Source organism: Paenibacillus sp. Y930 (assembly GCF_056786375.1).
Genome location: NZ_JBXCIX010000001.1, coordinates 912,737 through 924,065 on the forward strand (window position 1 = coordinate 912,737; position 11,329 = coordinate 924,065).

The 11,329-nt window shown below is 41.0% G+C and carries 8 protein-coding genes; 3 read left to right on the top strand and 5 right to left on the bottom strand.

Annotated features, from left to right (window positions below):
* The first annotated feature begins 114 nt into the window (after positions 1-114).
* The 3 genes from AC1TO5_RS04350 to AC1TO5_RS04360 are packed head-to-tail and all read left to right on the top strand — an operon-like array spanning position 115 to position 3,645.
* Positions 115-1,452 carry a spore germination protein gene (locus AC1TO5_RS04350; RefSeq protein ID WP_482061546.1) on the top strand — a complete coding sequence of 446 codons (1,338 nt, stop codon included), beginning with the start codon at positions 115-117 and terminating at the stop codon, positions 1,450-1,452.
* Positions 1,452-2,555, top strand: a complete 1,104-nt coding sequence (locus AC1TO5_RS04355; protein WP_482061547.1) for a GerAB/ArcD/ProY family transporter — start codon at positions 1,452-1,454, stop codon at positions 2,553-2,555. The genes AC1TO5_RS04350 and AC1TO5_RS04355 overlap by 1 nt, the downstream gene beginning before the upstream one ends.
* Positions 2,548-3,645 carry a Ger(x)C family spore germination protein gene (locus tag AC1TO5_RS04360; protein WP_482061548.1) on the top strand — a complete coding sequence of 366 codons (1,098 nt, stop codon included), beginning with the start codon at positions 2,548-2,550 and terminating at the stop codon, positions 3,643-3,645. The genes AC1TO5_RS04355 and AC1TO5_RS04360 overlap by 8 nt, the downstream gene beginning before the upstream one ends.
* Before the next feature lie 27 nt (positions 3,646-3,672).
* On the opposite strand, the gene fni is transcribed toward AC1TO5_RS04360, so the two are convergent.
* The 5 genes from fni to icd all read right to left on the bottom strand — a co-directional run bounded on the left by fni (position 3,673) and on the right by icd (position 11,245).
* The gene (gene fni, locus AC1TO5_RS04365; RefSeq protein ID WP_482061549.1) at positions 3,673-4,755 is read right to left on the bottom strand and encodes a type 2 isopentenyl-diphosphate Delta-isomerase; all 1,083 of its coding nucleotides are present in this window, start codon (positions 4,753-4,755) and stop codon (positions 3,673-3,675) included.
* Positions 4,756-5,274: 519 nt separating this feature from the next.
* Entirely contained in the window at positions 5,275-6,231 is a 957-nt protein-coding gene (locus tag AC1TO5_RS04370) for a sugar kinase (RefSeq protein WP_482061550.1), read from the bottom strand.
* Positions 6,232-6,350: 119 nt separating this feature from the next.
* Positions 6,351-8,492, bottom strand: coding sequence for a DNA helicase RecQ (recQ, locus tag AC1TO5_RS04375; RefSeq protein WP_482061551.1), 2,142 nt, complete (start codon positions 8,490-8,492; stop codon positions 6,351-6,353).
* Between the two features lie 132 nt (positions 8,493-8,624).
* On the bottom strand, positions 8,625-9,578 hold the full coding sequence (mdh, locus tag AC1TO5_RS04380) for a malate dehydrogenase (protein ID WP_482061552.1): 954 nt from the start codon (positions 9,576-9,578) through the stop codon (positions 8,625-8,627).
* 371 nt (positions 9,579-9,949) lie between these two features.
* A complete protein-coding gene (icd, locus tag AC1TO5_RS04385) occupies positions 9,950-11,245 on the bottom strand; it encodes an NADP-dependent isocitrate dehydrogenase (RefSeq protein WP_482061553.1) in 1,296 nt (431 codons plus the stop codon).
* Positions 11,246-11,329: the final 84 nt, after the last annotated feature.

An 11,329-nucleotide genomic window follows, 5' to 3' on the forward strand; every position in this document is an offset into this window, starting at 1 on the left:
ACTCTCTCCAATCCTCTACATCCGTTTTTACGTAGCTTATATAATCACGGTCATTTTAGCATAGTTTTGAAAATATAGCGCATACTACCTCTAACTATTTGGAAAAGGGTGAGTATGATGCTCGAACGATTAAAAATTATATTATCTCCATCGGAAGATCTTATTCAGAAGGAACTAACTCATCCGATTAATAAGCAGAAGATCGAACTTGCATTCTACTTGCCGCTAGTTGATGAAGGAAAGATTCATAATTTTATTACCGTCCCGTTCTCCAAAAATGAATACCCTATCGCCAGCTTATTTCAATCTAATTCCAACTTCTATATTGTCGAAGACCCTGCTAGCTGGGTCGATCTCATGTTAAGAGGCCAGGCTTTAATTGAACATCAAAACATTATTTATGCATTTGACGCAATGCAATATAAATATAATGAAGCACCCCCAACCCAAGTGGAAAGTAGTATTCGTGCTCCACAACATTCCATTAGCGAAGACCCTACCATTGCGCTTAATCTTATACGCAATGCCTATATGTCGCCTGAGCTTACTATTAATCAAATGCAAATTGGTACAATATCTCAAACTAGTCTCTATATTTTGTATGACCAAAGAAAAGCAAATCAGAATACTTTAAAAGATGTTATGAGTAAGCTTGATGCTATTCACTTGGATCTCATTAATTCAACTGGAGAACTGGAACGTTTACTTTCCAGCAAAAAATATCAGTTATTCCCTACATTACTTATGACTGAGAGAGTAGATCGTATTTCGCGAGCATTGTCACTTGGAAAAATTATTCTTGTTCTAAAAGGTTCGCAATACGCGCTCATATTACCAGTAACCTTCTTCGACTTTATTCACGCCGTTGAAGATCATTATGAGTCCTTTTGGATGACTCGATTGCTTATTATAATACGGTATATTGCGCTGTTCATTACAGTGTCGCTACCAGGACTCTACATTGCTGTCTTATCATATAACCCTGAAATATTCCGGCTCCAATTAGCCTTCTCGCTTGTTGCCAGTCGATCAGTTGTGCCTTATCCTTCGTTCATTGAAGTATTTATTATGCTGATTATGATTGAAATGCTATTGGAATCAAGTATTCGTATTCCAAGATTCATCGGACCAGCATCTACAACTGTCGGTGGTCTTATACTCGGAAGTGCGATTCAACAAGCAGGATTAGTCAGTAGCGTAATGATTATTGTCACTTCATTAATGGCGATTAGTAATTTTGTACTCCCTGTATATTCCATGACATTGGCGGTTAGATTTTTGAAATATCCGATTATTATTATTGCCATATTCTTCGGATTGTCTGGAGTGTGTGTCGGGCTATACTTCTACATTGTATATTTGTGTAGCATGAGAAGCTTTGGCGAGTATTATTTTAGATTTCGAGGTAAATTCACTCCGCAAGAAGGAGATATTGGACAGGCAGGTGCATAATGAACCGTTACTTTTTCTACAACTACTTTATCGTTTGCTTTACAAACTTGATATTACTTATACCATATTATCTGACTATGGATCGCTACAACGGTGCGGTTATGTCGATTATTCTTAGTCCGATTTTTGGTTATCTCTTTCTATATATGTTCACTTCGAGCTTATCCAAATTCCCCGGAAAAGGATTGCCAGAAATATTTGCTCTCTTTTATCCTAAATGGGTTGTTAATATTACTATCGCCTATAAAGCAATACTCATTGGGATCGCAGGAGCTATTGCTATTTCCATATATGCGGTAATCATCACTAGCTTTTTGAATCCCGATGCTAATCAGTACGTCATGCTTATGCTATTAATGATTATTTGTGCATATGCGGCAACTCGTTCAACGGTAAGCATTGCTTTTATATTAGAGATATCATTGCTCCTAAGTATTCCAGTTATAGCTTTCGTTATGTACAAAACAATCAAAAATCCGTTAATGAATTGGGATGCTGTCCACGTTATTGTCAACCATATTGGTCATTTCCCTACGATGCTCTCGTTTGCTGCCGCTAGCTTTGTATTTACCGGATATTTGAATATGGGATTATTCAACCGAATATTACCGCCTAATTTCAAATTCAAATATATTTGGTCGTATCCTATTATCGCGTTTATTATACTGTTAATATCCTATTTCGTTCCTATTGGGATACATGGAACGGAAACGGTAGCCGACTATATCTTTCTATGGAGTGCAACTACCGATTCAACGCGAATGATGTATGGCTTTATCGAACGGATGTTATTTGTTTTCTTAATTGTGCTTATTAATCTCTCATTGACGTTTACAATGGTTGGCTGGCATATGGTTATAGAGTACATAAGAACAATAATCCCTAACAATGTCGTTAACCCTAACGAATCAAAGACACCGCTGCGCAGCTATATTATAGCGGGTTGTATTATCATTGTAACCTTTTTTGCAGCGTTAAAAATAAACGATGACACTATGGTGAAATTCACAGCTTATTTTCTAATCTATAGAATGTTCTCTGAAATGATAACAACGACTTGGATCTTTGTTCTAAGCAGGAAAAAGGTGAGAAAGTATGAGTAAAAAGCTACTTCTTAGCACGCTAATGATCAATCTACTTTGTATATTATTACTGAGTGGATGTGGATTCAAAGATATTGATAAACGGTATTTTGTTGTCGGTACAGGCATTGACTATTCAGGTGATGATGAGAAACCTTATCGGATTACTATTAAATTAGCTGTACCCTCGGTTAGCATCGATCCCGGTAATTCCAAAACGCAAGTGGAGACAATTAATAGTGAAACCATTGCTGAAGGCGTACGCTTACTGAAGTCACAAGTCGATAAGGAAATAGATTTTGGACACTGTAATGTATTTCTAATTGGGGAAGAAATGGCTAATCGAAATATACAGAACGTTGTCTACTGGATGTCAAGACGGAGAGACATTCAAAATGTTGCCGCGCTTGGCATTGGTACGCCTAGCGCTGAGGAAGTCATTTCCAAACAGCCTATGGTCGAACGTTTTCCTGGTAATTCCTTGAACCTATTTTTCAGTCATGATGCGACCGAATCATCATACACCTACGTTGAACTTTTGACCGATCTATTCCGCAGAATCAACGAAAAGGGACTTGATCCGATACTGCCCATGGTTGAAATTCAAAACGATACGACTTATATCATCAACCGAATTGCTTTATTGAACAAAGAGAAGATTATGCTTATTTTAACACCCGAGGAATCACAGCTCTTCAACCAATTGTCAGGGCATCTCAAAATTACAAAGGTGTACGGTTCATTTCCAAGCCCGCCATATGTGATCGCCTTAAATAGTATGAAAACTAAATATACCATTTCCAATGAGGAGCAGCCTACCGTTAAAATGAAAATTAAGCAGGCTGTTACTTTCGAGGAAATTCCTATTCAAGAAGATGCTACAAACCACAAGAAAATACTTATCGAGCTACAAGATGCCTATTCAGATAAAAGTGAACAACTACTTTCAAAAATACAAGCAGCAGGCATCGATCCCTTTGGCTTCGGGCTAAGATATCGGGCAATATATGATCTCGACGATTTTGATGAAAATTGGCCGAGCATTTACGAAAAGTTAACATTCGAAATTGATACGACAATGAAAACTCGAGGAGCTGGTTTATTAAGATAATAACTGGTACAAAAAAGCATGACTAACTTATTGGCGGATAAGTCGGTCATGCTTTTCTAATTGTGAGATCGTACTAGCACCAATGCCAAACATCGCTACTTTCAATTCATATTCTAGCTTCTCCATCTGTTCCAATAACGAGAGCTGCTTGGCATTACTTATATGCTGAATAGGGAGATGATCATCATCGATCGGCTGAACAGCATGATGAAGCAAGGTACGACCAAAACCTGCCATACGTGCTCCTAAAGCTATTACTTTAGCTGCATCAACTCCCGTATGCAAGCCCCCACTTCCAATAATAAGGCATTGACTTGCCTCCGCTGATACCTCTCTAATGCTGTCTGCTGTACTCAAGCCCCAGTCAGCAAAGCTACTTGCAGCAGCATATTGGATTTTGGATGATGTGCGATACCGCTCAACTTGGCTCCATGAAGTGCCACCCGCTCCGGCAACATCGATAAATTGTACTCCAATGTTTTGGAGTGCTTTCGCTGTCTCTCCATCTATCCCCCAGCCTACTTCTTTCACACCAATCGCTATGTCAGTTTGCTTTATTAACTTCTCCAACTTCCCTAGAAGATTAGAGAAATTCGTATCGCCTTCAGGCTGAAACACTTCTTGCATACTATTCATATGGAATACTAGCGCATCAGCTTCAGCCAATTCTACTAAGCGAAGACATTGCTCACTTGTAACTCCATAATTCAATTGTACTAATCCAATATTAGCGATAATCGGAATTGATGGGGCGTATTTCCGCATCTGAAAGCTATATGCGAGCTCCTCATTCTCAATCGCAGCACGCATCGAGCCTAGCGCAAGTGACCAGCCTCGCTCCTGGGCAGCAGCTGCTAGCTGCATATTAATTCGAGCTGCAAGCTCTGTACCGCCTGTCATCGAGCTTATTAACAATGGTGTTGCTACTTTTTTGTTGAATACCGTTGTAGCGAGATCGATCGTTTGAAAATCTATATTAGGAAGCGGATTATGTTTGAATCTCCATTGCTCTAGTCCAGTACTAATTCCTGCTGCCTGAACATCTTCTTGCAGACAAATCGATATATGCTCATCTTTTCTTTTGGATGTAGTAGAATGTTCATTCCCCATAGAATTTCGCCTCCTAAAACTTTTTGTAGCTACTTGCGATACTTCTTCGTGATAAAAAGTCACTTCGTAAGCATCAACCTGATGTAGTTTGTTCAACTTGCACTTGGCTAAACAACATTTAGGTACAAGCTACACTTTACTATATATGAAACTGCTATAGATTGAAAGGCAGCAGCTAGGGGATGCCACGTAATCGTTGTTCCAAGCTCGAAAGCGACTAGCTACAGCTGCCAAAAAGGCCCAATTCCTTATTGTGGAATTGAGCCTTTTTGCACGGTGTCTTCCCATAAAGACTCATTTCTGGTGGTGGCCGTTAGGTCATGTTAGTTTTGAACTACCCTTCCAATAGAGGTTCAAAAAGCGGGCTTTCAGAACCGAGAAGATGGAGTTAATTTTCGAAAGGCGGAAGCGCAAGTGTACGTAGTTGGTACATGCGAACCGTACTTTCCAAATTAACTTCATATTCGACGCGACTAAGCTACGAAGCCTAATCATCGTTATCAAAGTCCGCTTTTTGAACTACCTCTCAATCCATTCCTGTGCGGACAGACGACGCTCCACATCTCTCCAAGTCGGAAGTGCTTCCCAATCTCCATGTGTTTGGACGACGATCGAGCCAGTAACACTTGCAATCCGAACGGCTTCCAATGACGAGAGACCTTTCGCTATGCCCGCTAGGAAGCCAGCACAGAACGCGTCCCCTGCCCCCACCGTATCAACAACTTGTTCAGCAGGATAGAACGGAACTTCAACCTGCTCCCCATTCTCATAGATCACATTGCCGTCACCTTTACCTTTAACGATACTAATACCATTCAATGCATGTAGCTTCTGATCAATAAAAGTAGCATCTGCTGTATTGTATAGTAGTTTCAGCTCATCCCAGCCAGGTAGGAAATAATCTGCCTGCTCTGCTAAAGGTAGAATGACCTCTCTTGCTTCTTCAATACTCCATAGCTTTAATCTCAAGTTAGGATCAAAGCTCACCTTCACTCCCGCTTGCTTCGCGATAGTTACAGCATGGAAAACAGCTTGCTTACAGTTCTCGCTAAGTGCCGGTGTAATACCGGTAACATGAAGGATTTGCGCACCACGAATATACTCTTCGTCAAGATCATCAACAGATATCGTACTTGCAGCCGAATGTTTACGGAAATAATGAACAGCTACTTTCCCGCATATTAATTCGCGAAGCATCATCCCTGTCGACGCCTCGTCAGAGTATGCTACACGCGATACATCGACCCCTTCACCACGAATCGTTTTCACGATACGTGAAGCAAATGGATCTTCTCCCAGCTTACTAAACCAGCCTACATCGACACCTAATCTTGCTAGTCCGATGGCAACATTACTTTCAGCTCCACCGAAGCCTTGCTGTAGCTTCTCAGCTCTTTCAATAGAATGATTCTGCTCTGGCATAAATAATGCCATCGTTTCTCCAAATGTAATAATTTGTGGTGTATGCCCCTTCATGTACGTTACCCCCGAATCTAATCTTTAACTACATGATGCCGCACTTCTTTCACTAAGCAGCAATTATAATGCTAGTGTACCAAAATGTATACCGCTTTCATATCCCATATAGCTATAATTTATTGCAAACTCCGTTTCGTCAACGCTACTTGAATTTGGAAGTAATTAATCCGATCAGGTAATGCTTCCTTAATATTTCTAAGCAAACTAGCATCTACCTCGGGAAGCACTGCTATAATGAGCGCTTCGTCCTCGGAAGATAGCATGGTCTCCCAATCTAATGGGTGACCTTCCTCAGCTGCCCGTAATATATGCTTCTCAACAGTTTGCTGCGAGAGCTCACGATCAATAGCAATTTGTTCAATTGAGCTTCCCGCTACAAAGTTTTCATAGCTAACAAGATGACTAGACTCCGTAGATGCTTGACGAGCTACGCGTTGATGCTGCAAGGCAAGCTCGGCAAGATCAAGCTCCTCGACCGCTTCTGCTTCCTGCTTACTATACTGCGTCATTACAGCTTCGCCATATTTTGCAGCTTTAGCTTGTCCTATACCTTTTACATCCAATAGCTGTTCGATATTCAGTGGCTGTGCTTCGGCAATAAGGCGTAATGTTGCATCGGAGAAAATCATAAATGGTGGAATGTTCTCCTTCGTCGCCTGCTCCTTACGCCATGCTTTTAGCTTTGCAAAAATAGGTGAGGCATCTTGTGACGAGTTCGCTAGCAATTGCTTCACTTTACCTCTACGACGCTGCCACACTTCTTCTGTACCATTTAGAACAGATAATGCTCGCTCGGTCACATTAACAACGGGATATTGGCCGTCACTTAGCACTAAGTATTGCTCGGCAACTAGCCAGTTCAACCAATCTGCAATTTCTTTCTCTGCATAATGACGCATTAATCCATACGTAGTTAATTGATCTAATCTTGAAGCGAGTAATCGTTTATCTTGCGAGCCTTTCAATACTTTTGCAGCCATCGTTACACCAAAGCGACCTTTCATTCTTCCAACACAGGACAAAGCCATTTTAGCATCTAATGAACGATCAATCTTCTCACTCGTATCGAGACAACTACTACATTTACCACATGGAGTAACTGATCTTTCACCGAAATAGTCAACAATATATTGTTGCAAGCATTGATCGGTACGACAGTAGTTCATCATCGTATGGAGCTTGGCTGCTTGTACTGATTTTCGCGATTCATCCCCCATACCTTGCTCAATCAAAAAGCGTTGAATATGAAGATCACTCGCTTCGAACAGCAAAATACATTCACTCTCTTCACCGTCACGTCCTGCTCTGCCTGCTTCTTGATAATAGGACTCAACATCGCCAGGCATCTGCCAGTGCAACACATAGCGCACATTCGGCTTATCTATCCCCATCCCAAATGCGTTTGTCGCAACGATAATTTTACTATCATCAAAACGATATTTCTCTTGTGCTTGCATCCGAGCTTGATCAGACAAACCGCCATGGTATAGCTCAGCACTAAAACCAGTCTCTACGAGCCGTTCATGTACAGCCTCAGCTTCTTTACGGGTTGCCGTATAGACAATACCCGATTGCTGCTCACGCTCTTTGAGGAAGTCACCCAAGAAGCTATACTTATTCACACCTGTTACTACCGACAACGATAGATTAGGTCTAGCGAAGCCAGTCACATATTGCGCAGGATTTTGTAACGCCAGCATTTGAACGATATCTTCAGCAACTTCTGTTGTCGCTGTTGCCGTAAAGCCCGCTACAATCGGTCGATCCTTCATGCTTGAGATCGCTAATGCCAGCTGACGATAACTCGGTCTAAAATCATGACCCCACTGGGATACACAGTGCGCTTCATCAATCGCGATAAGTGGAATCGTAAGATGCTCGGTTAATTGCTGGAACATCGGTGCGTCAAATCGCTCTGGCGCAATATATAATAACTGATACTCCCCGTTAAATGCATTACGCAACGTATTTCTATATTGCTCGGCACTTAAAGAACTATTCAAATAAGCAGCAGCTACACCAAGGCGGTGTAACGCATCCACTTGATCCTTCATCAACGATATTAAAGGAGAAATGACAAGTGTTGTTCCAGGCAGTATCATTGCTGGAATCTGGTAGCAGATCGACTTACCGCCACCTGTTGGAAGAATAGCTAATGTATCTTGTCCATTCAATATGCTATGTAAAATATCTTCTTGTCCAGGTCGAAACTCATCAAAACCATATACTTTTTTGAGCACAGCTTGTACTTGATTCATTCTTTCGTTCACCTCATATTTATTGCTATTTATCTATATTAACACAATAAAAGGCCTTGCCGATGTAGAAATGATAGAGATTCATTCTCTATGTTTTCTATACCATCGATAAGACCTTATTCATTGCAGTAATTAGATATCTAGACCTGATTTCACAACCTCGATAACAGCTGCTACAGAGTCGGCAGATTTATTTAGCGCAGCTTGTTCTTCTGCAGTAAGCTCAAGTTCAATAATTTTCTCAATCCCGTCGCCACCAAGAACAGCTGGAACACCGATGAATAAGTCGTTATAACCATACTCACCTTCTAAGTAAGCAATGACTGGAATGATTCGTTTCTTATCTTTCAAAATAGCTTCCGCCATTTGAACAAGCGCTGCAGCAGGTGCGTAGTAAGCACTACCGTTACCAAGTAGGTTAACGATTTCGCCACCACCAACACGAGCGCGTTGCACAATGGCTGCGATACGATCAGCAGGGATCAATTTCTCGATTGGAATACCTGCAACGTTAGAATAACGAACAAGAGGTACCATATCGTCACCATGACCGCCAAGCACGAAGCCACGAACATCTTCAACCGATACATTAAGCTCCTGGGCGATAAATGTGCAATAACGAGCTGTGTCAAGCACACCAGATTGACCAATTACGCGATTTTTCGGGAAACCAAGTGTTTGGTAAGCAGTGTAGGTCATTGCATCAACAGGATTGCTTAAAATAAGTACGTAAGCATTAGGGCTAGTCGCTTTAATGTTCTCACATACAGACTTCACAATAGCTGCATTGGTGTTAACTAGATCATCACGGCTCATCCCAGGCTTACGAGCAATACCGGCAGTAATAATAACGATATCCGAATCTTTCGTATCTTCATAGTTAGCAGTGCCTGTAATATTAGCATCCACGCCCATAACAGGAGTCGCTTCAAGCATATCTAGCGCTTTGCCTTTTGTAGGGTTTTCAAGAGGTGCAATATCAACTAATACGATATCTCCAAGTTCTTTTTGAGCGAGCATTAATGCTGCCGTAGCGCCTGTAAAGCCAGCACCAACAACCGAGATTTTTTTACGTGTAATGGCCATTGTCATTAAACCTCCTAAAATTTTTTATATACTTCACGAGTTACTACTGTGTATTTGAAAAATCTCATCGAAAGCATACACTTAGTTTTTCATATGTAATGATTTATGTAAACAAAGAGAGCCCAAATGGCTCTCTCTGTTTGAATGCTATTCAAGCAATATATTATAGTTTTGAACTACCTATTCCAATAAAGGTTCAAAAAGCGGGCTTTCAGAACCGAGAAGATGGAGAAAATTTTTGAAAGGTGGAAGCGCAAGTGTACGTTATTGGTACATGCGAACCGCACTTTCCAAAATTAGCTTCATATTCGACGCCGACTAAGCTACAACGCATACTCATCGTTATCAAAGTCTGCTTTTTGAACTACCTTTTAGAGGTTGCTAATGATTTGGTTAGCGAACTCAGAACACTTCACTTCTGTAGCGCCTTCCATTAGACGTGCAAAGTCATAAGTAACTGTTTTGTTATTAATTGATGTTTCCATACCTTTGTAGATAAGGTCAGCAGCTTCCTGCCAGCCTAGGTGCTCAAGCAGCATTACGCCAGAAAGAATAACAGAACCTGGGTTAACTACGTCTTTATCCGCATACTTCGGAGCAGTACCGTGAGTTGCTTCGAAAATTGCATGACCTGTCAAGTAATTAATGTTCGCTCCTGGAGCGATACCGATACCACCAACTTGTGCAGCAAGTGCATCGGATAGGTAGTCACCATTCAAGTTAAGCGTTGCGATAACATCAAAGTCAGTTGGACGAGTTAGAACTTGTTGAAGTGCAATATCAGCAATCGCATCTTTAACAATAATTTTACCAGCCGCTTCAGCTGCTGATTGAGCAGCATTAGCCGCATCTACGCCTTCAGCTGCTTTGATACGATCATATTGATCCCAAGTGAATGTTTGCTCAGCAAATTCTTGCTCAGCTACTTCATAGCCCCAAGTTTTGAACGCACCCTCAGTGAATTTCATGATATTACCTTTATGAACTAGTGTTACTGTTTTACGGTCATGTTTAATTGCATACTCAATCGCAGCGCGAACAAGACGTTTTGAACCTTCAGCAGATACTGGCTTAATACCGATACCAGAAGTTTCAGGGAAACGAATATTTTTAACATTCATTTCTTTTTGTAGGAATTCGATTACTTTCTTAACTTCAGCCGAACCTTCTTGGTACTCGATGCCTGCATAGATATCTTCTGTATTTTCACGGAAAATAACCATATCTACAAGCTCAGGGCGTTTAACTGGTGAAGGAACACCATCAAAGTAACGAACAGGGCGGATACAAGTGTATAGGTCAAGCTCTTGACGAAGTGCAACGTTCAATGAACGGATACCGCCACCTATTGGTGTAGTAAGAGGTCCTTTGATCGCTACGATGTATTCGCGAATTGCAGTTAGTGTATCAGCAGGTAGCCATTCTCCATAACCGTTGAATGCTTTTTCACCAGCAAATACTTCGTACCAAGCGATTTTTTTGTCGCCGTTATATGCTTTTGCAACAGCTGCATCAAGTACACGTTTGGACGCTGCCCAAATGTCACGACCAGTTCCGTCACCTTCGATGAATGGAATAATCGGTTGATTTGGAACTTGAAGTGTACCGTTCTCGATTGTAATTTTCTCGCCCTCAGTAGGCATAGCGAATTTTTCAAATAGTGACATGTAATAAAATCCTCCTTAAAATTGGTTAAATCTATATTTTAGTGCTGGTTGAACTACCTCATTATAATAAAGGTTCAAAAAGCG

Excerpts from the sequence above, each read along its gene's own strand:
- mdh (WP_482061552.1), bottom strand. The coding sequence starts at position 9,578 with ATGGCCATTACACGTAAAAAAATCTCGGTTGTTGGTGCTGGCTTTACA.
- AC1TO5_RS04350 (WP_482061546.1), top strand. The coding sequence starts at position 115 with ATGATGCTCGAACGATTAAAAATTATATTATCTCCATCGGAAGATCTT.
- fni (WP_482061549.1), bottom strand. The coding sequence starts at position 4,755 with ATGGGGAATGAACATTCTACTACATCCAAAAGAAAAGATGAGCATATA.
- icd (WP_482061553.1), bottom strand. The coding sequence starts at position 11,245 with ATGTCACTATTTGAAAAATTCGCTATGCCTACTGAGGGCGAGAAAATT.
- AC1TO5_RS04360 (WP_482061548.1), top strand. The coding sequence starts at position 2,548 with ATGAGTAAAAAGCTACTTCTTAGCACGCTAATGATCAATCTACTTTGT.
- AC1TO5_RS04370 (WP_482061550.1), bottom strand. The coding sequence starts at position 6,231 with ATGAAGGGGCATACACCACAAATTATTACATTTGGAGAAACGATGGCA.
- AC1TO5_RS04355 (WP_482061547.1), top strand. The coding sequence starts at position 1,452 with ATGAACCGTTACTTTTTCTACAACTACTTTATCGTTTGCTTTACAAAC.
- recQ (WP_482061551.1), bottom strand. The coding sequence starts at position 8,492 with ATGAATCAAGTACAAGCTGTGCTCAAAAAAGTATATGGTTTTGATGAG.